Source organism: Bacillus sp. Pc3 (assembly GCF_000815145.1).
GTDB lineage: Bacteria > Bacillota > Bacilli > Bacillales > Bacillaceae > Bacillus > Bacillus velezensis.
In genome coordinates, this window is sequence record NZ_CP010406.1 from 1,753,980 (window position 1) to 1,778,259 (window position 24,280).

The 24,280-nt window shown below is 47.7% G+C and carries 23 protein-coding genes; 6 read left to right on the forward strand and 17 right to left on the reverse strand.

Annotated features, from left to right (window positions below; genetic code table 11):
* Positions 1-25: 25 nt before the first annotated feature.
* The 3 genes from SB24_RS08110 to SB24_RS08120 all read left to right on the forward strand — a co-directional run bounded on the left by SB24_RS08110 (position 26) and on the right by SB24_RS08120 (position 1,926).
* Positions 26-814, forward strand: coding sequence for a sugar phosphate isomerase/epimerase family protein (locus tag SB24_RS08110; RefSeq protein WP_015416766.1), 789 nt, complete (start codon positions 26-28; stop codon positions 812-814).
* Between the two features lie 54 nt (positions 815-868).
* Entirely contained in the window at positions 869-1,462 is a 594-nt protein-coding gene (gene tmrB / locus SB24_RS08115) for a tunicamycin resistance ATP-binding TmrB (protein ID WP_015416765.1), read from the forward strand.
* Between the two features lie 179 nt (positions 1,463-1,641).
* Positions 1,642-1,926 carry an antimicrobial peptide LCI gene (locus tag SB24_RS08120; protein ID WP_015416764.1) on the forward strand — a complete coding sequence of 95 codons (285 nt, stop codon included), beginning with the start codon at positions 1,642-1,644 and terminating at the stop codon, positions 1,924-1,926.
* Positions 1,927-1,976: 50 nt separating this feature from the next.
* Here the strand turns inward: SB24_RS08120 and nadE are convergent, their stop codons facing one another.
* Together nadE and SB24_RS08130 are read right to left on the reverse strand one after the other, a co-directional pair.
* Positions 1,977-2,795 carry an ammonia-dependent NAD(+) synthetase gene (gene nadE, locus SB24_RS08125; protein WP_007409061.1) on the reverse strand — a complete coding sequence of 273 codons (819 nt, stop codon included), beginning with the start codon at positions 2,793-2,795 and terminating at the stop codon, positions 1,977-1,979.
* A gap of 134 nt (positions 2,796-2,929) precedes the next feature.
* Positions 2,930-3,526 carry a DUF1989 domain-containing protein gene (locus tag SB24_RS08130; RefSeq protein ID WP_011996295.1) on the reverse strand — a complete coding sequence of 199 codons (597 nt, stop codon included), beginning with the start codon at positions 3,524-3,526 and terminating at the stop codon, positions 2,930-2,932.
* A 124-nt stretch (positions 3,527-3,650) separates the two neighbouring features.
* Between SB24_RS08130 and SB24_RS08135 the strand changes: the two genes are divergently transcribed.
* Positions 3,651-4,979: an amino acid permease gene (locus SB24_RS08135; RefSeq protein WP_015416763.1), complete on the forward strand. Its 1,329-nt coding sequence runs from the start codon at positions 3,651-3,653 to the stop codon at positions 4,977-4,979.
* 1 nt (position 4,980) lies between these two features.
* On the opposite strand, the gene SB24_RS08140 is transcribed toward SB24_RS08135, so the two are convergent.
* The 3 genes from SB24_RS08140 to SB24_RS08150 all read right to left on the reverse strand — a co-directional run bounded on the left by SB24_RS08140 (position 4,981) and on the right by SB24_RS08150 (position 6,961).
* Positions 4,981-5,742, reverse strand: coding sequence for a YqcI/YcgG family protein (locus SB24_RS08140; RefSeq protein WP_015416762.1), 762 nt, complete (start codon positions 5,740-5,742; stop codon positions 4,981-4,983).
* A gap of 64 nt (positions 5,743-5,806) precedes the next feature.
* The gene (locus tag SB24_RS08145) at positions 5,807-6,436 is read right to left on the reverse strand and encodes a LysE family translocator (RefSeq protein ID WP_007409057.1); all 630 of its coding nucleotides are present in this window, start codon (positions 6,434-6,436) and stop codon (positions 5,807-5,809) included.
* Positions 6,437-6,499: 63 nt separating this feature from the next.
* Entirely contained in the window at positions 6,500-6,961 is a 462-nt protein-coding gene (locus tag SB24_RS08150) for a MarR family transcriptional regulator (RefSeq protein ID WP_003156626.1), read from the reverse strand.
* Between the two features lie 113 nt (positions 6,962-7,074).
* Between SB24_RS08150 and SB24_RS08155 the strand changes: the two genes are divergently transcribed.
* Entirely contained in the window at positions 7,075-8,607 is a 1,533-nt protein-coding gene (locus SB24_RS08155) for an MDR family MFS transporter (protein WP_015239110.1), read from the forward strand.
* A gap of 41 nt (positions 8,608-8,648) precedes the next feature.
* On the opposite strand, the gene SB24_RS08160 is transcribed toward SB24_RS08155, so the two are convergent.
* The 4 genes from SB24_RS08160 to SB24_RS08175 form a co-directional block, all read right to left on the reverse strand.
* Positions 8,649-9,602 (reverse strand): L-lactate dehydrogenase, encoded by a 954-nt coding sequence (locus SB24_RS08160; RefSeq protein ID WP_014416851.1) that lies wholly within the window; start codon positions 9,600-9,602, stop codon positions 8,649-8,651.
* 270 nt (positions 9,603-9,872) lie between these two features.
* Complete coding sequence (amyE, locus tag SB24_RS08165) at positions 9,873-11,852, reverse strand: alpha-amylase (RefSeq protein ID WP_039252855.1); 1,980 nt, start codon at positions 11,850-11,852, stop codon at positions 9,873-9,875.
* 229 nt (positions 11,853-12,081) lie between these two features.
* Positions 12,082-12,570, reverse strand: a complete 489-nt coding sequence (locus SB24_RS08170) for a DUF6773 family protein (protein WP_015416759.1) — start codon at positions 12,568-12,570, stop codon at positions 12,082-12,084.
* Positions 12,571-12,661: 91 nt separating this feature from the next.
* Positions 12,662-14,095, reverse strand: a complete 1,434-nt coding sequence (locus SB24_RS08175; protein ID WP_039252857.1) for a YfcC family protein — start codon at positions 14,093-14,095, stop codon at positions 12,662-12,664.
* 133 nt (positions 14,096-14,228) lie between these two features.
* Between SB24_RS08175 and SB24_RS08180 the strand changes: the two genes are divergently transcribed.
* Positions 14,229-15,350 carry a M20 peptidase aminoacylase family protein gene (locus SB24_RS08180; RefSeq protein WP_039252859.1) on the forward strand — a complete coding sequence of 374 codons (1,122 nt, stop codon included), beginning with the start codon at positions 14,229-14,231 and terminating at the stop codon, positions 15,348-15,350.
* Positions 15,351-15,384: 34 nt separating this feature from the next.
* Here SB24_RS08180 and SB24_RS08185 read toward each other — a convergent pair whose 3' ends face one another.
* The 8 genes from SB24_RS08185 to SB24_RS08220 form a co-directional block, all read right to left on the reverse strand.
* The gene (locus tag SB24_RS08185; protein WP_015416757.1) at positions 15,385-16,266 is read right to left on the reverse strand and encodes a glycine betaine ABC transporter substrate-binding protein; all 882 of its coding nucleotides are present in this window, start codon (positions 16,264-16,266) and stop codon (positions 15,385-15,387) included.
* Positions 16,266-17,114: a glycine/proline betaine ABC transporter permease subunit OpuAB gene (gene opuAB / locus SB24_RS08190; RefSeq protein WP_003156639.1), complete on the reverse strand. Its 849-nt coding sequence runs from the start codon at positions 17,112-17,114 to the stop codon at positions 16,266-16,268. The genes SB24_RS08185 and opuAB overlap by 1 nt, the downstream gene beginning before the upstream one ends.
* Positions 17,115-18,371 (reverse strand): glycine/proline betaine ABC transporter ATP-binding protein OpuAA, encoded by a 1,257-nt coding sequence (gene opuAA / locus SB24_RS08195; protein WP_015416756.1) that lies wholly within the window; start codon positions 18,369-18,371, stop codon positions 17,115-17,117.
* Between the two features lie 381 nt (positions 18,372-18,752).
* On the reverse strand, positions 18,753-19,955 hold the full coding sequence (locus SB24_RS08200) for an MFS transporter (RefSeq protein WP_015416755.1): 1,203 nt from the start codon (positions 19,953-19,955) through the stop codon (positions 18,753-18,755).
* 115 nt (positions 19,956-20,070) lie between these two features.
* Complete coding sequence (locus SB24_RS08205) at positions 20,071-21,159, reverse strand: toxic anion resistance protein (protein ID WP_007609246.1); 1,089 nt, start codon at positions 21,157-21,159, stop codon at positions 20,071-20,073.
* Between the two features lie 6 nt (positions 21,160-21,165).
* Positions 21,166-22,788 carry a YceG family protein gene (locus SB24_RS08210; RefSeq protein ID WP_007409048.1) on the reverse strand — a complete coding sequence of 541 codons (1,623 nt, stop codon included), beginning with the start codon at positions 22,786-22,788 and terminating at the stop codon, positions 21,166-21,168.
* Between the two features lie 72 nt (positions 22,789-22,860).
* Entirely contained in the window at positions 22,861-23,634 is a 774-nt protein-coding gene (locus tag SB24_RS08215; RefSeq protein ID WP_003156644.1) for a TerC family protein, read from the reverse strand.
* 38 nt (positions 23,635-23,672) lie between these two features.
* Positions 23,673-24,251: a TerD family protein gene (locus SB24_RS08220; RefSeq protein WP_003156645.1), complete on the reverse strand. Its 579-nt coding sequence runs from the start codon at positions 24,249-24,251 to the stop codon at positions 23,673-23,675.
* Positions 24,252-24,280: the final 29 nt, after the last annotated feature.

The following is a 24,280-nucleotide window of genomic DNA, read 5'->3' on the forward strand; positions in this document are numbered from 1 at the left end:
ATAGACAGTTACGGGAGGATTATCGATGAAACTGAGTTTTTGCACGACAGGATGTAAGAAAAAGCATATTTTCGACATCATTTCTTTCGCGAAGGAGCACTCCTTTGAGGGAATCGAACTGTGGTACGGACACGCTAAACAATATATAGAGGAAATCGGCCCGCTCGACAGGCTTTATCAGCAGCTTCAGGAGGAAGGCATCGGGGTGCCTGCCGTCAGTTTGTACACTGACTTCGCCACTCAGGATGAAAGGCAGGCGTTAAAGGATGTTCAAAGGGCATTAAGCGCGGCACGACAGCTGCACAGTCCCTTGATCAGAGTCTTTGCCGGCAATCTTCCTTCGCACCGGACGTCACCGGAAAAGTGGCAACGTGCGGTTGATCAATTTCAGCAGGCGGCACGGCTCGCAGATGACTATGAAGTCGATATCGGGCTTGAGATTCATTACGATACGTACGCGGATACACCGGAGGCGGCGCTGGCATTTTTGGAGGATGTCGGACATCCGCGGGTCCGCACCATTTTTGACGGCTCCAACCTACACGTCAATCACGTTGACCAAATGTCCGCTTTGGAAAAACTGTATCATACCGTCAGCCACATTCATCTGAAAAACTATCACTGGGATTTTGCCAACTGGTATCTCAGCAAGCCAACTCCGATTTTTCAAGGAGATATCGATCAAAAAGCATTTTTAAAAGAGCTGATGAACAGACAATATGACGGTTTTGTTTCTCTTGAGTATTTTGGAGAACATGCCTTTACGCATATAAAGGAATCGCTCCGCGAATATACGTCTGTTTTTTCCCGCTGACTCTTCGATCGAAGGGTCTTTTTTTGTATCATATAAAAAAAGGGGGATATCATGATGATCATTTGGATAAATGGGGCTTTCGGTTCCGGAAAAACACAAACAGCGTTTGAACTGCACAGAAGACTGAAACCGTCTTACATATATGATCCTGAAAAGATGGGGTTTGCGATGCGTTCGATGATACCGCCGGATATCGCTGAAGATGACTTTCAAAGCTACCCTCTGTGGCGGGAATTCAATTACAGCATGCTTTCCTATTTGTCAGATACATATCAGGGCATCATCATTGTGCCCATGACCATTACGAACGTTCAATACTTCCATGACATTATCAGCAGGCTGAGACAGGATGGCCGGACCATTCACCACTTTACCCTGCTGGCTTCAAAGGAAACATTGCTGAAACGCCTGCGCACCAGAGTGGAAGGAAAAAACTCCTGGGCCGCAAAACAAATCGACCGCTGCATCAACAGCCTGTCTGATAGCCTCTTCACAGAACATCTCCATACAGACCAAATGTCTATTCAGCAGGTCGCAGAAACGATCGCTGCCCAAGCAAATCTGCCTCTTAACCCTGATTCGAGAGGCAGCCTTCGAAGATTCACCGACAGGTTGATAGTGAAGCTGAATCATATCCGTATCAAATAAAAAAACGTTTTGAAAACATGTCCCTGATCCATGCAAATGGATCAATAAATAAAAAGCCCCTCTGAAGGGATGTTTTTTCAAATTAAGAAAAAAATTTTAGAAATAGAGGAGGAATTTTATGGATAATCATCTAATTATTAACACTGTAACACATTTCATTTGAAAAGGGAGTGCTCGAAATGAATTTCAAAAAAGTGTTAACCGGTTCTGCGCTGTCTCTTGCCTTACTGATGTCTGCCGCTCCTGCCTTTGCCGCATCACCAACAGCATCCGCATCCGCGGAAAATAGCCCAATCTCAACGAAAGCAGATGCCGGCATTAATGCCATCAAACTCGTTCAAAGCCCTAACGGCAACTTCGCTGCTTCTTTCGTTTTAGATGGAACAAAATGGATTTTCAAAAGCAAATACTATGACAGCAGCAAAGGGTATTGGGTAGGGATTTATGAAAGTGTAGATAAATAAAAATGAAATAAACAAAAAACCTCCCTTTCAAAAGGGAGGTTTTTTTTATTCTATTTCCACCAATCATCAAACATCGATGCCGGCACCTGGCGCTTATGCTCCGTACTGAGGTAGCGTTTTTCCAGCGCTTCAATCACTTCGGAAGAAACATCCTTGCCTTCTAAATAATCATCAATGTCATTGTATGTGATGCCGAGTTCGGTCTCATCAGTCTGCTGCGGTTTTTCATCGAGCAGATCGGCCGTCGGTAATTTCAAATACAGGCGTTCCGGCGCGCCGAGTTCTTCTAATAAACGTCTGCCCTGGCGTTTCGTTAATCCGGTCAGCGGCAGCAGATCAGCTCCGCCGTCACCGTATTTCGTGAAGAAACCGGTCACCGCCTCGGCCGCATGGTCGGTTCCGATGACAAGCAGCCCCTCTTGTCCGCCGATGGCATATTGAGCGATCATTCTCATTCTGGCTTTTACATTTCCTTTGTTAAAGTCAGACAGCTGATCGCCCGTGTCTTTTTTATACTGATCAGCGAACGCGCTGACAGCGGACTTAATATCAAATGTCCATGATTTATCAGGTTTAATGAATTTGAGCGCCAATTGGGCGTCATCCTCATCCTGCTGTGTGCCGTGCGGAAGGCGGACGGCGATAAATTCAGCGTTTCCGCCTTCTTCTCTGATGCTTTCAGCCGCCAACTGGGCGAGGCGTCCCGCAAGCGTGGAATCCTGCCCCCCGCTGATGCCGAGCACAAAGCCTTTGGCACCTGTTTTTTTTAAATATTGTTTCAGAAAGTTCACTCTGTCCTCAATTTCTTGTTTCGGATCAATTGAGGGCTTTACATGGAGATCATTCATAATTTGTTTCTGGATGCTCATCCCAATCACTCCTCCTGCATTGTTTCTTTATGATCCATTTCCCGTTCATGCTGAAAATGAATCATGCCACTATGTACGACTCTCTGTTAAATATAGCACAGGTGCAGATTTTAAGTGAATCAAATACACCGGGATCAGCTGATTTCCACCCGCAGCGCCGTGATGCTGTCTCCGTTGCATTTTCCTTTTTCAATCGGACAGGATGAAAACGCGACGACGAGATCCATTTCCGCACGGAGCCGTACATAATCACCCGCGTCAGAAAGAGGCGTTTCGACTGATAAGTTCCCCTTCTCATCGAGCACCGTGTTCATAAAGATGGCAAATGGGTAATGCATATGCGGCCGCGGCACCCCGAACGGTTCAAGCGCCCCGCTCATATTGTCATAGCACGTATCCTGGAGCTCGTCTTTATGCTTTCCGTATAAAAGCCTGTTCATATCCGGACGGCAGGCGGGAAGCAGCAGGTCATGCTTGCCGACTGTATCCTCAATCAGCGTCAGCATCGGCTTGTATAAATTCGAATAAATATGATCACCCGTTTTTACATGAATGGACTGGTTGGCATCAATCGTCGCGCCCTGATCAAGATGTTCATAAAAGTCCTTGGCATGATACGCCGTAAAATCAGCCACCTGCTGCCCTTCCACATCGACTACTTTTATAATCTGCCCTTTGTGAACCTTCAGGCCGAGCCCTTTTTTCGGCGGTACGATAAATTGCTGTGTCATCAGACTGCTCCTTTTTTTCTTCTATTATGAACCCCGGCCGTTTGTTTCATGTAAAGCAATTTATTGGATGTATATTCCCCTTCTGACGGCCGCAATCTAAGCTTTGATAAAGGGGTTGAACTTCATGAGTAAATCACAGGACCAGCCTAAAGGGAATCTCGCTTGGTGGCAGCTCTCCTTAATCGGCGTCGGCTGCACAATCGGGACGGGCTTTTTTCTCGGGTCCAGCATCGCTATTGTCAAAAGCGGATTTTCCGCGCTGATCTCATTTCTTATTGCCGGGCTTGGCACCTATTTTGTCTTTGAGCAGCTCGCGAAGCTCTCGGCCAAACAGCCCGAAAAGGGGTCTTTTTGCGCTTATGCGAGAAAGGCTTTCGGCACTTGGGCCGGTTTCAGCAACGGATGGGTGTACTGGTCGTCCGAGATGCTGATCACTGGAAGCCAGCTGACAGCGATCTCGCTATTTACGAAGCATTGGTTTCCGAATGTGCCGCTGTGGATTTTCGCCTCCATCTATGCGGTGCTCGGTCTCTTGATTATATTTACGGGGCTGTCCGTTTTTCAAAAAACGGAAAATGTGCTCGCTGTTGTCAAGACGGCGGCGATTGTTATGTTTATCGTCATCGCCATATTGGCGCTGTGCGGTATATTTTCTCATAAACCGGATGTGCAGGTGCCGAACGAATCAAAGGATTTGTTCCCGCACGGAGCGATGGGGTTATGGACCGGATTGATTTATGCGTTTTACGCCTTCGGAGGAATTGAAGTCTTGGGGCTGATGACCGTGCATTTGAAAAAGCCGGAGGAAGCCTCAAAATCAGGCCGGCTGATGCTTGCCGTTCTTGCGGTGATTTACGTCATTTCTCTCGGCCTGGCGCTGCTGTTAGTGCCGCTGGGCAAATTCACCGAACAGGACAGCCCGTTTATTACATCGCTGAAGGGTTTTCATTTAGATATCATTCTTGATATTTTTAACGGAATTTTTATTATTGCGGGATTTTCCACGCTCGTCGCCTCGCTGTTTGCCGTGACGACATTGCTTTGTACGATGGCAGATGACGGAGATGCGCCGAAATGCTTCAGATTAAAGGAAAACAAAAAAATCTGCTGGCCTGCGCTCGGATTGACGTTTGCCGGACTCATCGTCTCCATCATCCTGTCATTGGTGCTGCCGAAAAATATATATGAACACATGACGACCGCGGCGGGCCTGATGCTTCTTTATACGTGGCTGTTCATTTTGTTCTCGGGCAAGAAACTGCTCGAAACGACAAAGATGGGAACCGTACAGATTGTTATCGCCCTTGTGCTGATTGTCGCGGCCGTCTCCGGGACGCTGTTTGAGAAATCGAGCCGGCCCGGTTTTCTGGTCAGCCTTTGTTTTCTCGCCGTCATTGCGATCGTGACATGGATCGTACAAAAAAAGCAGGGACACAGCCCTGCCGGATCATAGCTTATTTCGTCGGTTTAAACAGTCTCTTCAAATAAGAAAAGGGACACTTTGACACTTGCGTCTCATCATCACGGAGGAAATATTGCTTCCATTCTAAATTGTCTTTTCCTCCGTACCACCCCAATCGGGGATGAAGAGGGGCTTCATCATACGCCTCTAAGCGTTTTCTGATCAGCCGGCTCATGTTTCGTCCGAACGCGGTTGAATCATTTAATCCTTCGAAAACCCATCTCGGCTGAAACGCGAGCATAAAAAACGGGAAGCTTCTGCTTTGTCTCGCTTCATGCGCAGGCGTCGCGCACAGAATAAAATACGGCTCGCCGTCAAAGCAGAACTCCCATTTATAATGTTCAGGGTCTTCCGGTATGTCTTCCGGCCAGTCTTTCGGATCGCAGCCGCTCAGCCGGTTTAAAAAAGACCAGAACAGCTCTTCATACGCCTCAATGGAATAATACTCAGCTAAATCCTCAGGCGTATCAAAAATCACAAGCAGCGACGCGTATTTTCCGGTATTCCTTGAGATCTTTCCGTACTCGGACAGCAGTAGTCCCACTTCCTCCGGGGTTCCCTCTTCGCGGGGATCACCCGCAAAGGATATCCGGAGCTGATCTGTCAAAAATCCCTGACGTCCGGGAATGCACGGAAACGCGTCCGCTTTATCGCCTACTTTTTCTGATAGAAGCTCAAAAGCGATTCTCTGCCAATTTGGCAGATCCAATAACTTTTCCTCAAGGCAACTTTTTGTGTACAGCTCGCTTGCCATCGGCCCACCTCCAGTATCGTCATGATACGTTATGATGGAGATAGGCGATGGGTGACTCTTCTATTTATGAGATGAGCATTTGAATCCCCTGCCATCCGAAATAAAACCCGAAAACGATCAAAGACACACCCGCCGCTCCCGTCAGCCAGCGGAGCGCTTTTTCATGAAGGAGATTTCTGAAAGTGCTCGCGGCGACCGCCATGCAGAAATCCCAGATCAAAATGCCGAGAAGAATGCCGGAGCTGTAAATCAAAAGCTGATTTGCATCGAAGGATTCAGCGGTTTTAGCGAGGATGCTGCCGTATATGCCGAGCCAGAATAAAATGCTCAGCGGATTGGAAAGAGAAATAAAAAATCCCGCGCCGAATGTTTTGTAAAAAGCCGGTTTTCCTTTTCCGCTTCTGACATTCATGGCTTCCCTGATATTTTTTAGCGTTTCGACTCCCGTATAGGTCAGCACGAAAAAACCGAAGAGCCACAAAAACGTTTTTACAAAAGGAGCGGTCAAAAATTGAGACAGCCCGAAATAGATCAGAATCATATACAGCCCATCCGCGGCCATGGCGCCAAGACCGAAAATCCATGCATGCCAAAAGCCGTTTTTGATGCCTTTGTCAATTTGCGCCGCATTGACCGGTCCGACAGGTGCTGACAATGACAGCCCGAGAACGATGTAGCTTAAAAAGATGTTCATTGACTTCCCCCTCATTCATGCAACTTGTACAAGTTATTCATGAATGGGCCGTGCTATGATATATTATTTTAATTTCTCAAGCTCGTCTTCCATCATGTCCGTCGCTTTTCCTAAAAAATCGAATATCAGCCGCAGTTCTTCTTCTTTATATTGCCGGCAAAGGCTGATCGTAGACTGGGATAAGGAGCTGAACAATTGCTTCACATTCGCCTTTCCGGCTGTCAGCGGCACGATAATCACCCGACGTTTGTCTTCGGGGTCTTTTTTCCTCATGACATATCCCGCTTTTTCGAGCCGGTCAATGAGCGCCGTTACCGAACCTGTGCTGAGACCGGTTTTTTTCCCAAGCTCGCCTGCGGTCATCGGGCCTGCTTCATTTAAGATATCAGCTGATTTTAAATCGGTTGGAAACAGACCGAGAGATTGAGCGGCCGCCTGATGAAACAGGATCGTCCTTGTGGCCATCTTTCGGAATAACTGTATCGCGGTTTCCTCCGTCTCGCTTCTGGTATTTCTTGTTGACAACTGACAGGCCTCCCTATAAAATCAATTTATCTTGACGATCAAGATAATTTTCGGCAAATCTAATATGATCATAGCAAATTTAATGATTAAAAGTAAGTATGGGAGGAAAAAGCATGGAACAAACAGCCGCGAAGGACGCCTCGACGAAGTTTGTCGTCATCGGTCTTTTGCTGGGCATTTTAATGTCGGCTATGGATAATACAATCGTTGCCACTGCGATGGGAAATATCGTGGCGGACCTCGGAAGTTTCGATAAGTTCGCGTGGGTGACGGCATCATACATGGTAGCCGTTATGGCCGGTATGCCGATTTACGGAAAACTGTCCGATATGTACGGACGCAAACGTTTCTTTTTATTCGGTCTTATTCTTTTCTTAATCGGATCCGCGTTATGCGGAATCGCCCAAACAATGGATCAGCTCATCATTTACCGCGTCATTCAGGGAATCGGCGGAGGCGCGCTGATGCCGATCGCCTTCACGATCATTTTTGATTTATTCCCGCCGGAAAAACGCGGAAAAATGTCGGGCATGTTCGGTGCCGTTTTCGGCCTGTCCAGCGTTCTCGGGCCGCTTTTAGGCGCGCTCATTACCGACTCCATCAGCTGGCACTGGGTGTTTTACATCAACGTGCCGATCGGTATTTTATCATTGTTTTTTATTCTTCGTTATTATAAAGAATCCCTTGAACACAAGAAGCAGAAAATCGACTGGGCCGGCGCAATCACGCTGGTGGTTTCCATTGTCGGTCTGATGTTCGCTCTTGAGCTCGGCGGAAAAACATATGATTGGAACTCCGTGCAGATCATCGGTCTGTTCGCTGTGTTCGCCGTGTTCTTTATCGCCTTTTTTATTGTGGAAAGAAAAGCGGAAGAACCGATTATCTCATTTTGGATGTTTAAAAACCGTTTATTTGCTACGGCACAGATTCTGGCGTTCCTTTACGGAGCCACGTTCGTCATTTTAGCGGTGTTTATCCCGATCTTCGTTCAGGCTGTGTACGGAAGCACCGCGACAAGCGCGGGCTTTATTTTGACGCCGATGATGATCGGCTCTGTTATCGGAAGTATGATCGGCGGAATTTTCCAGACAAAAGTGCGGTTCCGCACTTTAATGCTGATTTCCGTGGTCGCTTTCTTTATCGGAATGCTGCTGCTTTCCAATATGACACCGGATACGGCGCGTACAATGCTGACGGTATTCATGCTGATCTCCGGATTCGGTGTCGGCTTCAACTTCTCACTGCTGCCGGCCGCGTCCATGAACGATCTGGAGCCGCGTTACCGCGGAAGCGCCAACTCAACAAACTCGTTTTTGAGATCATTCGGTATGACGCTCGGTGTGACGATTTTCGGAACCATCCAGACGAATGTGTTTACCAATAAGCTCACAGATTCATTCAGCGGCATGAAAGGAGCGGGCGGCGCGATGCAGAACATCGGAAATCCGCAGGAGATTTTCCAGGCCGGCACGCGCGCCCATATTCCGCCGCACATTCTGGATCGCATTATTGACGCCATGTCGCAAAGCATCACATATGTATTTACGCTTGCGCTGGCGCCGATCGTCATTGCGGCCGTTACCATTTTGTTTATGGGAAAAGCGAGAGTAAAAACCTCTCAGGAAATGGCGAAAAAAGCGAATTAAAAAAAGCAGTACATGGCGTTTGTCATGTACTGCTTTTTTGTTTACTCTGCGAAATGCGGAGCGAGAATATCTTTCAGCACGTTTGCGCTGCGGCTGAATTGAGCCTGTTCTGTTTCATTCAGCTCAAGTTCCGTCACACCTGCGATGCCGTTCCGATTGACGACGGCCGGAACGCCGATAAAGACGTCGTTTACACCGTATTGGCCGTCCAGATATGTGCTGACGGTTAAAATGCTGTTTTCATTACGCAAAATCGCTTTTGTGATGCGGGCGAGGCTCATCGCCACTCCGTAATATGTCGCGCCTTTTTTCTCGATAATATGGTAGGCCGCGTTTTTCACATCGTCAACGATCTGATCCAGCTCGTCCTGTTTGTAAGCTGCATTTTTCTCCAGCAATTGCTGCACCGGCACTCCGCCGATATTGGCGTGACTCCATACAGGAAGCTCGGTATCGCCATGCTCGCCGATAATGTGGGCGTGTACGTTTTGCGGAGCGGCTCCGAAGTATTCGCTCAGCATATAACGGAATCGCGCAGAATCCAGTGTCGTGCCGCTTCCGATGACGCGTTCTTTCGGCAGCCCGCTGAATGTCCATGTCGCATAAGTGAGAATGTCGACCGGGTTTGTGGCAACGAGGAAGATGCCGTCAAATCCGCTTGCCATTACTTCACCGACAATGCTTTTAAAAATGGCGAGATTTTTTTCGACCAGCTCAAGTCTCGTTTCACCCGGTTTTTGATTGGCTCCTGCACAGATGCACACGATATCGGCATCCTTACAATCCTCATATGTGCCGTAAGACGTTTTGACCGGATGAGGCGCAAATGCCTTTCCGTGATTTAAATCCATGACATCTCCCATGGCTTTTTCTCTATTTACATCAATGATCACAAGCTCATCTGTGATCCCTTGGTTAATTAACGCAAATGCATAACTGCTTCCAACAAAACCTGCTCCGATTAATGCTACTTTGTTCACTCGTTCGTTCATCATGTATGCTCATCCTCCAGTGTTTCGTGGTGTCTGTTTTTATCTTGTGAAGTATTTCACATTTATATTGTGCAACACTTCACAAACTTTTGCAAGAGAAAAGTTTGATTTTTGAACAAAAAAATATCGGTGATGGTTTCCAGATTGTTGACAACATCCTAAAACGGAACCGTTTTAGGATGTTGTCATCTTTTCAGCGTGATTGAAGACGCGCTGTCCCTTTCCCAGAAGCGGGGGTTTGCCGGCACGCTGATGTGATGATGGCCCTATCCATTAATGCGGAAGATAACCATTCAAACCGGAGTTGTTATACAAACCATTCTGCACATAATCAAAGCCGGGCTGGTTCTGTCCGGGCACTTGGGCGCTGCCATTGTTAAAAATCACTTTGGCATTGGCCGTATCCGTATTCGCAGGCAGCGTCAGCGTGTACATTCCATTTGCATTCTTAGTCATTGCTTTCCCCGGCCACGATCCGGTTAATTCTATGGCCCTGCCTCCATCATGTTTATAGATATAAGCATTTACCTGGCCCCAATGGTCCGGGTTTTGATAGCCAATGATGTTGGTTTGGGACGGGTCTTTTTTGACAAATGTGTATTCTTGGGTTCTCGCTGGACCCTCGCCGTTCGTTCCGGTTAATTTGATGTTGTATGTCGTGCCGATTGGATCTCCTTTCCCGATCGTTAGTCGGTCTCCATCCTTAAATGCTGTCTGCTGCCCATTATTGATTTGGTAAACGGCTTTTGTTGTTTTCGCATTTGCACGCAGGGTGACCGTCAGCTGATCATTGAAAGAATGGACTGCCCCCGTTTGGTAATTCTCAAGAAAGACATGAGGCGTATTTCCAATATCATCAGGATAAAGAACAGCCGCCGATCTGGCATTGATCGTACCTGTCAGTTTGCCGTTCGCTACTTGAAATGAACCGGCGCCGGCCCTATTATCATACCTGCCGTCAGGTAATTTCGCTGAAGTATTGATGGTGACAGAAGAGGATCCTGCATTTGCCAGCACAACGCCTTTTGAGCCGCGCTGATTCATAAAGATTTGGTTGTTCCCATTCGGATTCGAGAGTTCCTCAGGCTGCCCGGCCATTACATTGTGAAATGTATTGACCGCAGTAATCGCCTGATCTTTAAATAAGGCGCTCCCGCGATCTCCTATTTGACTTTTTCCGGGAAATCTTACACCATTTCCTCCGCCCTCAGGTCTGGAAAAGAAAAGAGGCGTGCTTCCTGAGCGGGAACCAATCACTGCCCAGCCTAAACGAATATCGTCATCACTCATCCATGTGGACTCTTCATCATCATTGGCATACGTATCATGTGATTCCACCCATGTGACTAACTTGTCCGCAGACACGTCAGATGCATAACGGGAGATATTCGACACACTCAGATTACGGTTCTTTAAAGCGGATCTGATGGAATGCCCGTAGTTAGAAGCCGTCACATTCATATAATTCGCATAAGCAGTATCTCTGGACGCGCTGTCTTGCAGGATTTCTCCGTATTGGAACTCCGCCGATGTATTTGTGATATTCGGCCAAAACTGGCTGCCGTAATTCCCATCATCCGGAAGCTCTATATGCTTGGCGGCATCATAGCGGAATCCGTCTGCTCCGTCATTCAATGCTCTTTCCAAGAAACGTTTCAGATAGGCCTGCACCTCAGTATTCTGTGTATTCCAATCATACAGCCCAAGCAAGGAATTTTGAGTGACGTCCCATCGATCCGACCAATTTTTAATTTGTGTGTTTCCATGGGTCCAGTTTGGAATACGCTTAATCTCGTCAGAAATCGCGCCATAATCGCTGGTAGTATGATTGATAACCGCATCGACAATGACTTTTACGCCATACTTTTCCGCGGCTGCACACATGTCCTTAAATTCTTGTTCAGTGCCTAAGTAACGGTTGCCGATTTGGTACGATGTCGGCTGATACAGCCAGTACCAGTTCCTCATGCTTTTATCTCCTTGGTTCCCTTCCTTTACTTGGTTAATCGGAGACGTCTGAATGGCTGCATAGCCCGCATCACGAATATCTTTCATATTTTGTGTTAACGTATTGAACGACCAATTCCATGCATGAAGGATGGTCCCGTTTTTGACCGATGACGCGGTCACCTTATTCGATTTGTTTGCAGTTTCAGCGTTTGCAGCCGCCGGGCCTGACAAAACCAAATGAAACAGCAATAAAAATCCGGCGAATAACGGCAGTAAAGAGGTTTTGAATCGTTTTTCAAACATTTTTGACACTCCTTATTTCATTTTTGAAGACTGACTGCGGAGTCAAAAATTCCTCTTACTCTTTCTTCAGCTCCTTTCAACTGTTGTGAAGACTGGATAATTTTGTTAACGCTTACATTTCAACTTATCACACTCTCTCTATCAAAGCAACGTGGCAGAGTGAATTCAAATCTATATTCCTATCAATTAAAAAGACTTCCCGCTTTCAAACAAAAAAAGAAACCACCTGTCAAGATGATTTCTTTTTTATTTCTTTTATCGCTCTTCTGTAAGACAGCTTCACAATGACATACCGAAGCAGAAACAGAATGCCTCCGCAGACGATAAAAAGAAAGATCATTTTCAGCCAAGCAAAGAATGTATGGGGAAACCCCCTGTCGTACATCGTAATCGCCGCTACCGCAAAAGTGACCGCAATTGAATCTATCCGCTGCTGCTTCACCCGCTTTTGCAGTTCTTCTTTGGTGTCTATTCTCGGCATGAGCATTCCCGACGCTCCCGCCCTGATGCAATAATAAACAATTATAATGAAGAAAACCGCCAAGCTACCGGCCCATTCCCTAAACGGACAGTTCAGAACAAGTCCGCGTACGATGATGTCAAGCAAAGACAGTGTGCCCACAAGCATTCCGACTTCTGACCAAATCATTCGTTCTTTCTCTTTCACACTCTCACTCTTTCCATTCACGTTTGAAAGTCTGTTCCGACGCTGATTCATGACTTCCTCCCGTACTATTAAGAATGGCTTACAACTCCCATTATATCTTGCCGATTCATAATGATAAACCGAAATATCATTGACAAAAATGTTAATAAGGGCCCCAATTGATCAGGACGCCTATGCAGATAAACACGAGACCGATGACAAACCAAATCAGCGCCAGCGGAATCATGAAGCGAAGCCACTTTACGTACGGAATGCCGCTGGCAGCCAGTACGGCCATCAGCACGCCGGAAGTCGGATTGACACAGTTTACGACGCCTTCTCCGAGCATGACCGCTTCAACCGCGACCTGTCTCGTGATGCCCATCAGATCGGCAAGCGGCGCCAAGATCGGAATAAATACGACCGCCTCCCCTGAGCCCGATGAAATCAGAAAATGAAGCAGGGCGCTGGAAATATACATTCCGATTGCGCCTGCCATAGGGCTGAAACCGTCCAGCAGTGACGCAAGTCCATTGACTACCGTATCAAGCAGCTTTCCATGTTCCAGGATAACGGAAATGCTTCTCGCCATTCCGACGATCAGCGCACCGTAAACGAGCCCCTGACAGCCTGTAATAAACGTTTTTGCGATATCATTTGCCGCCATTCCCGCAATCAGTCCGGACACGATTGAGATAAAAATGAACACGGCGGCCATCTCTGAATCAGACCAGCCAAGAGTAAGCGCGCCGTATAAAAAGCCGGCAAGCGACAAAGCCGCAACAGCCAGAATCAATTTATGGCGGACGGTAAACGGGACATGCTTGTCCTCCGGCTCAGAAACCTGCGGGAGTGAACCTGCCGCCGGAAACCAATCGTTCCCCAGCAGACTGGCGTCCTTTGCTTTTCTGAGTTTTCTCGTATACCGATAAATATATAAAATAGATGATAACAGAAAACAAATGTAGACGGCAATCCGCAGGCCGATACCGGAAAACAGCGGCAGCTCCGCGATGCTTTGTGATAACCCGAGCGGTGAAGGTGATAAAATCGTCGCGTTAAACCCGGCATAGCAGCCGATATAAATGACGGCCGCTCCGGCCACGGCGTCCCATTTCAGCGAGCGGGCGACGATCAGGCCGATCGGAATAAAACCGATCACGGAATTAACGACGATGCCGGTTGTGCCGAGGATCGAAAATAGAGATCCGACAATCGCAATAAACAGCAGCTGTTTTGTGCGGAACGTACTGATGACATTACTGATCAATCCATTGATGGCGCCCGTTTTCTCCAAAATCGCAATGGTGCCGCCCGTAAACAGGATTAAAAAAATAATCGGCGCGGAACTTGTCATCCCTTCCTGAATCGCGGTAAAAAAAGCGATCGGGCTGACAGGAGACCGGTCTAAAGAATGATAACTCCCCGGGACGGCGGACGTCACACTGCCCTTTGTCACCCTGTCAAATTCCCCCGCGGGAACGATGTACGACGCTATCGCGCATAGTAAAGCGACAATGAACAGCAGCACATAAGCATCAGGCATCACAAACAATTTCTTCTTTTTCAATACAGGTTCGGCCTTCGGCACAGCCATAACATCACCATCCCGCTTTAAATTTATAAACTATTCAGAAAATACAGATATGTGCTATATTATATACAGACCGATTGCCTGTTTTCAATATCAAAAATAAAAAACAGACAGCTTTTGAAGGAGGACTTACGGCATGAACAGACTCACAGCGCATGAAAAGCAAGTCATTATGGATATTTTTGACCACCTGCACGCCAATCCCGAAGTAAGCTGGAAAGAATATCAAACAACTGAATATCTGACTGAAAAACTGAAAGAGGCCGGCTGCCGGACCCGCACGTTTGATGATTGTACCGGTGTTGTCGGCGAAATCGGAGAAGGCTCGCCCGTTGTGGCTGTCCGGGCGGATATTGACGCGCTGTGGCAGGAAGTGGACGGTGTCTTTCAGGCGAACCATTCATGCGGACATGATTCACATATGACGATGGCGCTCGGCACGATGATGCTTTTAAAGAGTCAGCCGAAACTTCCGAAGGGCACCATCCGCTTAATTTTTCAGCCGGCGGAAGAAAAAGGCGGCGGAGCGCTGAAAATGATTGAAAAAGGCGTACTGGATGATGTTGACTTCTTATACGGCGTGCACGTGCGCCCCGTACAGGAAACGGCAAACGGCCGATGCGCACCGTCCATTCTGCATGGCTCAAGCCAGCATATAGAAGGCCTGATTATCGGAGAAGAAGCCCACGGCGCGAGACCGCATCTCGGCCTTAACAGTATCGAAATCGCCGCTCTTCTCGTCCAAAAACTCAGCTTCATTCATCTTGATCCCGGCATCCCGCATTCCGTGAAGATGACAAAGCTTCAGGCAGGCGGTGAGAGTTCCAATATCATTCCGGGAAAAGCATCGTTCAGCCTTGATCTCCGCGCACAAACCAATGCCGCCATGGAGAAATTAACCGCCGAAACCGAAAGAGCCTGTGAGGCGGCGGCTGCCGCATTCGGCGCAAAAATCGAACTGCAAAAAGAACACAGCCTCCCGGCAGCCGAGCGAAACAAAGAGGCGGAAGCCATCATGGCATCTGCGATAAGCGGCATTCTCGGAGAAGAACATGTGGATGAACCTCTTGTGACAACCGGAGGAGAGGATTTTCACTTTTACGGGTTAAAGGTGCCGAACTTAAAAACGACGATGCTCGGCCTAGGATGCGGTCTGCAGCCGGGGCTTCACCATCCCCAAATGACATTTGACCGAAGCGCCATCTTTACAGGCGTTGAGATATTAACGGCTGCCGTCCTCAAATCGTTTGAAGCATAAAAAAAGCAGCCCGTTACAGGGCTGCTTTTCTTCGTTATTTCTTCAAATCTTCAATTGAATTGACGTTTTTCATATACTGAGGAACGACCAGACCCATCTTGACGCCTGTCAGACTCGTTCCTACATCTTCATATTTGCCTTTATATTTAGACGCATATGCCTTATGGGTATTCGGAAGCCAAGCAGACAATGACGCATCCGCGCTGCCTGTCGCAATCGCAGTCCACATCGGTCCGGCCTCCACTTGCGTCAGCTTCACGTCATAGCCGAGGTCTTGAAATACTTTTCCGACCACGTTCGTACTTGCGATTTCACTGTCCCAAGCCACATATGCCAGGTTAATTTTATCCCCTTTGACTTTATGGGCGCCTTTTGTCCATTGAGCCACTTGGTCTTTGTGTTTTTTCACATATTCAGCAGCGGCTTTGGCCGGCTTTTCGCCTTCTTCAACGGCAATCATGACTTCTCCCATATCGTCCTGCGTCCATTTGAACTGGCTGAGAACTTTGGCCGCGTTAGGCTGTTCCTTACTGAAGCCGGTTCTTGTAATCGTATGAATCTGCTCGGCAGTTCCGTACGTTTTTTTCGGATCATCAAGGAACTTCAGCTTGTATCTGGAGAACATCCAGTGCGGCGTCCAGCCCGTTACGATGATCGGCTTTTTCCGGTCATATGATTTCTTCAATGTCGCCGTCATGGCAGCACTTGACGCCGTGACGACATTCCAGTCTTTCAATCCGTAATCCTTCACGGCCTCATCCGTCAGGGCCATGATCCCCGATCCCGGATCAATACCGATAATGGTTTTGTTCACCTGGTCCGCAGCCGTTGCCTTACCATCAGTCTGCGAACCGCAGGCAGCCAAAGAAAGAGCCAGCGCAGCGGTAACGCCGACACCGATGATTTTCTTAAGCATCAGGCATTCCCCCTGCTCTTCTTCTTCACTTTAATGTTTTGCGTGATACGGTCGAGTGTAATCGCTACGATGACGATCGCGATACCCGCTTCCACTCCGACACCGGTTTTCAACTGTGTCACGGCGCTGTATACTTCAGAACCGAGGCCCGGCGCACCGACCATGGCCGCGATAACGACCATTGACAAAGCAAGCATGATGCTTTGGTTAATACCGGCAAGAATTGTTTTTGTGGCAAGCGGAAGCTGCACCTTGAACAGACGCTGAGACGTCGTTGAACCGAATGCTTCCGTCGCTTCGATCAAATCAGCCGGAACTTGTTTAATACCGAGAACCGTCATGCGGATCGTCGGAGGCATCGCGAAAATAACAGATGCCACGACGCCTGGCACAACCCCGATATTAAAGAAGAAAATTGCAGGCAGCAGATATACGAAAGCCGGCATGGTCTGCATTAAATCCAGAATCGGTGTAACAATGCGGCGGACCGTTTCTTTCTGAGACGCCCATATGCCGATCGGAACCCCGATAATAATGGAAATCAAAACAGATGTGACGACAAGCGCCAACGTTTGCAGCATCGGCGACCAATAGCCCAAATAATCAATAACAAGGAATCCGATTAACGTAAAGAGTGCAATTCCTCTCGTACTGATCCACCAAGCGAGAGCTGCAAAAATAACAGTCAATAAAATAGACGGGATGAAACCCAAACCGCTCACAATCGCGTTTACGAAAGCGGCCAAACCGTTTGAGATTCCGTCAAAGAAACCTCCGAACGTCATGGTAAGCCAGTCAACAAACCGGTCAACGATATCTGCTAACGGAATTCTAGGCAATCTGTCCATTTACTTCACCCCCTGAACAGAAGAATCCTGAGCTTGTTCAGCAGAATCTTCAACATTTATATAATCGTTATTTCCTGAAAGCGCGCCGATTAATGCGCCTTTTACGACAATGCCTTTCATGCGGTCTTTATCGTCCGTGACGGCGATCGGAATATTCGCATCAGACACGACATCGAAAATCTCCGTCAAGTACGTGCTTTCGTTTACAGTCGTAAATTCAGTATTTAGAATATCCTGAAGCGATAAGTCGGATTCCACCGCTTTTTTCGCATCCGCCGCGTGAATGACGCCGAGAAGCTGTTTCTGTTTATCAACGGCGTAAATAGAAGAAATACCGAGATTCTTCATGAGCTGCAGCGCTACACGAGGCCCTTTGTCAATCCGCACGGTTTCAGCGCGCTTCATGATGTGGCCCGCTGTCAGAACTTTGGATAAATCAACGTCCTCAACGAATTTCTCAACGTATTCATTGGACGGGCTCATCAGAATTTCTTCAGGCGTCCCGATCTGAACGATGTTACCGTCTTTCATCAGCACGATTCTGTCGCCGATGCGCAATGCTTCATCAAGATCATGCGTGATAAAGATGATCGTCTTGCCGACAGAGTCATGAAGGTCTAAAAGCTCATCCTGCATGTCTTTGCGGATCAGCGGATCAAGCGCACTGAAAGCTTCATCCATCAGAAGAATGTCAGGATCATTCGTCAATGCGCGCGCAAGTCCGACACGCTGCTGCATTCCTCCGCTGAGCTGATCTGGGAATTGGTGTTCAAAGCCTTCAAGACCGACAAGTTTAAGCGAATCAAGCGCTTTTTGCTCACGCTCTTTTTTGTCGACGCCTTGAAGCTCCAGGCCGTATTCCGTATTTTCAAGAATCGTTCTGTGCGGAAACAGTGCAAATTTTTGAAAGACCATGCTGATTTTTTTCCGGCGCACTTCCCGGAGCTGGTCTTTTGACATATTTGTTATCATGTCACCATCAATATAAATATTCCCGGCAGTCGGTTCAATAAGCCGGTTTAACAGCCGAACTAAAGTTGATTTACCGCTCCCCGATAGACCCATGATGACAAATATCTCCCCATCATATACATCAAAGTTTGCTTGATTGACACCAACGGTTGATCCGGTCGCTTTCAGGATCTCTTTTTTGTTTTTTCCGCTGGACAGCATCTGAATGGCTTTTTTTGTCTGTTTTCCGAAAACCTTAGATACATTTTCGACTTTTATCTTAATTGGTTTCTCATCCAAATTCATATTTTCCCTCCATAATAAGCAATCTTTAATACCGTAACACGTTTGTAATAAGTCAAACAAACATCATAATCCCGTTTATTTTGTATCATTACTTTAAAAACATCCCTGTGTCTTATTTTCCTCTGGTATGCTTCTAAATACTCTCTAATCCTCCTTATTGAGGATAAATTATAAAGGAAATCGGGCTTTTATCAGGCTTGAGAACGTTTCCATCGAATGTGCTGCAAACTGATTTCCTATCCTTTTTTTACAAAAACAAGAATTTTTTCGCGACATTGTCCCGGAAAAAGAAGTTTTCTCCTCCTAAAAATAAGGAATATTAAGGAAAAATATAGGTCTGTCAACAGACAGCTCACTAAAAAAAGCACCCCAAAAGGGTGCTCATTGCGCAAGCTCTGTCTGTTTCGTTTCTTTTCCGAGAATAATAATGGTGATGACGGCAATCAGGATGGCCGCACAAAAGACGGCGAAAATCACTGTAAACGAAACGTTCCGGGCTGCAAGCGATCCGACGAGAAGCGGACCGAAAATGCCGCCGATTCTGCCGACGGCCGCCGTTGTGCCGGAACCGGTCGCACGGATCGCCGCAGGGTACTGCTCCGGTGTATAGGCGTAAAGCACGCCCCATGCGCCGAGATTGAAGAAGGACAGCAGCATGCCCGCTGTGAGCAGCATGGCCAATGAATCCGCGGCACCGAAGAAATAAGCGCTGCCCGCCGTTCCGAGCAAATAGAAGACTAAGATGGTCTTCCTCCCCGCTTTTTCGATCAGCCACGCCGCAGAGAAATATCCGGGAAGCTGGGCAAGTGTCATCAGAAGGACGTATTCGAAGCTCTCAATCATGCTGTAGCCTTTCATCAGCATCACGCTCGGCAGCCATAAAAACATGCCGTAATAAGAAAAGACGACGCAGAACCAAACGACAGACAGCAGCACCGTCGGCCGGATATACGGTTTCGTCCAGACACTTCCCGCCTGCCCGCGTATGCTTTTTTTCTGCGGCAATGCCTGATGCGCCGGTGATTCCGGAAGGCTTTTCCGCAAGTACAGCGCATAAAATGCGGCCAGCGCCGTTAAGAGCAGCGCGGCCTGCCAGCCGAATGACGGTATGACAAAGTAGGAAATCACCGCCGCAAGAAGCCAGCCCGCGGCCCAAAAGCTCTCAAGCAGCACGATGATCCGTCCCCGCTTTTCGGGAGGGGACGCTTCTGACACGAGCGTCGAGGCGACAGGCAGTTCCCCGCCAAGCCCCATTCCGATCAGAAAACGCAATATGAGAAAAACCGTCAATCCCGTTGCGAAAGCGGATATGCCGCTTCCGACAGAAAAGAATAACAGCGTGATCATAAACACTTTTTTCCGGCCGATCCTGTCGGCCAGCATTCCGAATACAAAGGCGCCCGCTGCCATACCGATGGAATTGACGCTTCCGATCCATTTCATTTGATCGGGTGTTAAATTCCAATCAGTGTGAAGCGCGGCGATAATAAACGATAAAATTCCGACATCCATCGCATCAAACAGCCAGCCCATTCCGGCAATCGCCAGAAGTTTTCGCGGAGTGACGGCAGGTTGTTTGTTCATAAGCAGCACCTCAAATCGAAAATGATTACCGTATAAGTTTACACCTGTCTTTACACATTGTCATTATCTTTTTTCGCAAAAAAATCCCGCTTGCCGTAAGCAAGCGGGGTGTGTGTTAATTCTTTAAGACTGCGTTTTTAATATTATCCTGAAGCTGTTGAATCCGTTTCGCGCCGTCTTCTCTGATACGTCTGTTCTCTTCTTCGATCTGTTTCGTTTCCTGCATACCGCTGACAATCGTATTCCAAGACGTTTCAATCGTCTCAATGTCAATGCTCGGACGGCCTGCCATACGGGCAATCTCCACGCTTTGGTTTGAAATATTTTCAGCGTTTCGCTTCAGCATTTCATTCGTGCGGCGGTCCAGCTCGCTCATTGAATCAGCCACAAGCTTTTGCCGTTTGACTGTGACAGCCTGAATGATGCCGTTTTTGAAAATCGGAATCGTAATGACGAAAGCGGAATTGATTTTCCCGATGAGCTTCGTATTTCCGCGCTGAAGGAGGCGGATCTGCGGCGCCGTTTGCAGCGCCACCATCCGCGCCATATCTAAATCATAGACACGTTCCTCAAGCGCCTGAAGCCCGTCACGCAGCGTATCAAGCTGCATTTGCGCAAGCTGGTTTCCGCCTGCCGCTTTTTCTTCATAAGAAGGAATGAGCGCCTGCATTTCCTCAAGCTTCATCTGCCCGGCAACGACATATTTTTCAAGCTCCATGTAGTAGTTAATGTTGTTTTCATACATCTCTTCAAGCGTATGGTTCGTCTTTGCCATTTCATCTTTGTATTTTGAAATTTCGACGTGGATTTTTTCAATTTCTCCGCCCAGGGTGCGGTACTTTTGAAAAATCTTTTCAATCATACTGTTGCCGCGTTTGAACATTTTAGCGAGAAATCCTTTTGGTTCATCGAAATCATTTTTGTCAAAACGGTCCATGATTTTTCCGAGCTGCGTCAGCATTGTGCCTGAATCCGTGACACTTGTTGTTTTCATCATATTTAAGATGCGGTCGGAGAACTTCGAGATTTCAACTGCCGGTTCTTTTCCGTACTCAAGCAGCTCCATTTGGTTTTTCACGTCAATCTGCTGCGAAATGCGCTGCACCTCAGGGTCTTGGCGCAGCTGCACCCTGATGTCATCTGCTTTTTGTTCAGAAATCTCTTCATTTTTATCAAGAACAAGCGGATTTTGATTTTCTGTCATGACTATTTACTCTCCCTGCTTTTGCGTAATGGTTCTAAACAGCTTTCTTACGAGTGACGGCTCCTTATATTCCTGCCGAAACACCATGTCCTCCAGCCAATGGACATCAAATTGGCTTTCTTCAATATAATGCTCAATGTCCTGATGGCCCGGCGGATTATACAAGATGATATCGACGCCGAATTTATTTAAAAACAACAGAGCGGCGGCGTCAGAACGTGTAAGTTCGCCATTTTGTTCCGTATGATATAAAACGAGTTTCGGAACGGTTTGGGCGTAATCAAACGTCTGAATCAATTGCAGCAGCGAAGCGGGCAGGTTCGTCGCCTGGCGGAACAAATAGATTGCGGCATCCCTTGCCTGCTCCCCGGGCAAAGCCTTCAGCCCTGGGTTTCTGCACATGTCAGAAATCACATTGGCGATGGCGTTCTGCACGCCTGACGGGAGATGCTTGTACTGCCAGATGTTGCTTCTTTTCAGCCTGTCCGCGTCAATCGCTCCTTCTTCGTTCAAAACCTGACTGTAGTGATACTGGTAGTTGGCTTTCAGCTCTTCCGTAAACGGAAAACTGCGGATCATGTGTGTCTCCTGATAGTCTGCGGCGGTATGGAGTCTGTTCCAATATTCTTTCGTATCTTTGGAAACCCCCATCACTTTCGCAAAAAGGTTCGGAACGGCCACCCGCTCCCTGTCCGCTTTAAATTGCGGCCGGATAAACGCCCGCTCCTTCGCAATGAGAAATAACTCATCATACGTCGTTTTTAATGTCACGGACTGCGGGGTATGATCCCTGAACTGCCAAGGCTTATACATCATAGATTCCTCATGGTTCAGCACATGCTCAATTTCTTTCGTTGACCGGTAGGCCGTCGTGGACGTTCTGTCCGGCTTTTCTTTCGGGAATGGCTCAAGGCCGCCTGTTGCGGGGAGCTTTATCACAAAGCTGAGTTCCTCATCCGGATCAATCAAGCTGAACGGATCTTCCGCAGCCGGATGAAACAATAGGACGTCACAGCCGATCAGCATGAGATAATAGAGAAAATAGAGCTGGCTTTTGGCAGCGTCTCCATACCACACCACCTTCGGCATCTCACGCTCTATATCGGCTTGTTCAAGCCATGGATTCAGGTGGTTCAGCGAAAACTTTGACACATCCAAGAGCACACGCCGGAAATCGGGATGATTCAGCCCGTTTTCATGCCGGTCCGCAAAGGTTTCCAAAAGCGTCATAAACGCGGTTCTCAGCCGGCGGTGCATAAGCGGATCAGCGTGTTTGGCAAGCAGCCTGCCCCCATCGAGAAACGCGACAAACCTGGAAACCGAAAGCCCTTTCTCTTTTTGATTGACCGAATGGATGTGCTGCAGCGCCTGAAACGTTTCAGGCGCGATGGTCTTATCCAGCGTCTCGCTTAACACATGGATGTTTTCGTGAGAAGACAGCTCGAAAAGCTTATTGTAATACTCCGTCTCATCATAAGGAGTGCCCAAAATCCGGACGGCAAGACGGGTAAACGCCAGCCCGTTTTCCCGCTCGTAACCGGGACGTTCCGGCAGCGGCCGCATCAGAAACGTTTCCCAGTCATCGTTTTCCGGCTCGGCCTTTCGGATCACCAATTCTTCCTGCCTCATCATTTTCCTCCTTTCTCTTCATGATGATCGGTACAAAAAAGGAAGGAAATGAACTCTCCCTCCTTTTTTGTTTTATTCTTCTTTAGATGCAGCCGTTTGCTCCTGAACCTGCTTTTGTTTGTTGAAATAGTGGATAATAAACGTTACCACAAACGCAGCGATGATGATTCCGAAGAACACCACGTGCGGCATTTCATAATCAAAGGCGCTCGCCGCCATTTTCACGGCGATAATCCCGATCAGCACAAAAGCCGTATTTTCAAGCTCAGGGATTTTATCAATTAAAACAAGGAATACTTTTGCGACTGTACGCATCATGAGAATGCCAAGCATACCGCCGATCAAGAGCACCCACACTTTTTCCGATACCGCAAACGCGGCCAGAATGCTGTCAACAGAGAAGGCCAAATCCATTAACTCAACTGAAACGACAGTGGCCCAGAAAATTCCGAACGTACGGACCATCCATGAATTTTTCTTCATGCCTTCCGTATCGTCATCACCTTCTCCGATCCAGAAATGCTTAATGACGAGCCAAGCCAGGTACAGCGCGCCAAGCACTTTAATCCACCAGAACTTAATGAGCAGCATTCCGATCCCGATAAAGATAAAACGGAAAATATATGCCCCGAACAATCCGTATGTTAATGCTTTCTTCCGCTGTTTTTCAGGCAGATGCCTTACCATCACCGCAAGCACTAACGCATTGTCGGCCGACAGCAGCCCTTCCAGCAGAACCAAGGAACCGATCAGCCCCCATGATACAGGGTCAGTCAGCACCTCACCCCACATTTTCCAATCAAAAAAGGAAGCGTAGGTCGACATAATATGATGTAGAAAATCCAAGTTTTTTCCTCCTATTTAGTAAAACGGTAATTTCCTGCTTACACCTGCAAGCCGTAATTCCGGCAAAGTGATGCCAGACCGCCGGAAAACCCGCTGCCGATGGCGTTAAACTTCCACTCAGCCCCATGGCGGTAAAGCTCACAAACGACAACCGCCGTTTCAATCGAGAAGTCTTCCCCTAAATCGAAACGAAGCAGTTCATTCTGGCTGTTTTCATCGACGACGCGCACGAACGCGTTCGAAACTTGTCCGAAATTTTGGCCGCGCGCTTCCGCATCATGAATCGTGACGGTGATGCCGATCTTTTCAATATTTGCGGGTATTTTTGAGAAGTCGACGATAATTTGTTCATCGTCTCCCTCGCCCTCGCCCGTCCGGTTGTCTCCCGTATGGATGACGCCCCCGCTCGGGTGTTCCAGGTTATTGTAGAAAACAAAATCAAGATCATTTACACAGTTGTCATGGGCATCGACAAGAAAAGCCGACGCGTCAAGGTCAAAGTCATGCCCTCCGGAGTACTTGTTCGTATCCCACCCTAAGCCGATCACCGCTTTTGTAAGGCCGGGGTTCGTTTTTGTCAGATCAACACGCTGTCCTTTCGCCAATTGAATAGCCATGTGCCGTCTCTCCCTTCTGTGTTTGATAT

Bases quoted from the DNA above. Each gene is read 5' to 3' on its own strand.
- SB24_RS08110 (WP_015416766.1), top strand. From the start codon at position 26: ATGAAACTGAGTTTTTGCACGACAGGATGTAAGAAAAAGCATATTTTC.
- tmrB (WP_015416765.1), top strand. From the start codon at position 869: ATGATCATTTGGATAAATGGGGCTTTCGGTTCCGGAAAAACACAAACA.
- SB24_RS08120 (WP_015416764.1), top strand. From the start codon at position 1,642: ATGAATTTCAAAAAAGTGTTAACCGGTTCTGCGCTGTCTCTTGCCTTA.
- nadE (WP_007409061.1), bottom strand. From the start codon at position 2,795: ATGAGCATCCAGAAACAAATTATGAATGATCTCCATGTAAAGCCCTCA.
- SB24_RS08130 (WP_011996295.1), bottom strand. From the start codon at position 3,526: ATGACACAGCAATTTATCGTACCGCCGAAAAAAGGGCTCGGCCTGAAG.
- SB24_RS08135 (WP_015416763.1), top strand. From the start codon at position 3,651: ATGAGTAAATCACAGGACCAGCCTAAAGGGAATCTCGCTTGGTGGCAG.
- SB24_RS08140 (WP_015416762.1), bottom strand. From the start codon at position 5,742: ATGGCAAGCGAGCTGTACACAAAAAGTTGCCTTGAGGAAAAGTTATTG.
- SB24_RS08145 (WP_007409057.1), bottom strand. From the start codon at position 6,436: ATGAACATCTTTTTAAGCTACATCGTTCTCGGGCTGTCATTGTCAGCA.
- SB24_RS08155 (WP_015239110.1), top strand. From the start codon at position 7,075: ATGGAACAAACAGCCGCGAAGGACGCCTCGACGAAGTTTGTCGTCATC.
- SB24_RS08160 (WP_014416851.1), bottom strand. From the start codon at position 9,602: ATGATGAACGAACGAGTGAACAAAGTAGCATTAATCGGAGCAGGTTTT.
- amyE (WP_039252855.1), bottom strand. From the start codon at position 11,852: ATGTTTGAAAAACGATTCAAAACCTCTTTACTGCCGTTATTCGCCGGA.
- SB24_RS08170 (WP_015416759.1), bottom strand. From the start codon at position 12,570: ATGAATCAGCGTCGGAACAGACTTTCAAACGTGAATGGAAAGAGTGAG.
- SB24_RS08175 (WP_039252857.1), bottom strand. From the start codon at position 14,095: ATGGCTGTGCCGAAGGCCGAACCTGTATTGAAAAAGAAGAAATTGTTT.
- SB24_RS08180 (WP_039252859.1), top strand. From the start codon at position 14,229: ATGAACAGACTCACAGCGCATGAAAAGCAAGTCATTATGGATATTTTT.
- SB24_RS08185 (WP_015416757.1), bottom strand. From the start codon at position 16,266: ATGCTTAAGAAAATCATCGGTGTCGGCGTTACCGCTGCGCTGGCTCTT.
- opuAB (WP_003156639.1), bottom strand. From the start codon at position 17,114: ATGGACAGATTGCCTAGAATTCCGTTAGCAGATATCGTTGACCGGTTT.
- opuAA (WP_015416756.1), bottom strand. From the start codon at position 18,371: ATGAATTTGGATGAGAAACCAATTAAGATAAAAGTCGAAAATGTATCT.
- SB24_RS08200 (WP_015416755.1), bottom strand. From the start codon at position 19,955: ATGAACAAACAACCTGCCGTCACTCCGCGAAAACTTCTGGCGATTGCC.
- SB24_RS08205 (WP_007609246.1), bottom strand. From the start codon at position 21,159: ATGACAGAAAATCAAAATCCGCTTGTTCTTGATAAAAATGAAGAGATT.
- SB24_RS08210 (WP_007409048.1), bottom strand. From the start codon at position 22,788: ATGAGGCAGGAAGAATTGGTGATCCGAAAGGCCGAGCCGGAAAACGAT.
- SB24_RS08220 (WP_003156645.1), bottom strand. From the start codon at position 24,251: ATGGCTATTCAATTGGCGAAAGGACAGCGTGTTGATCTGACAAAAACG.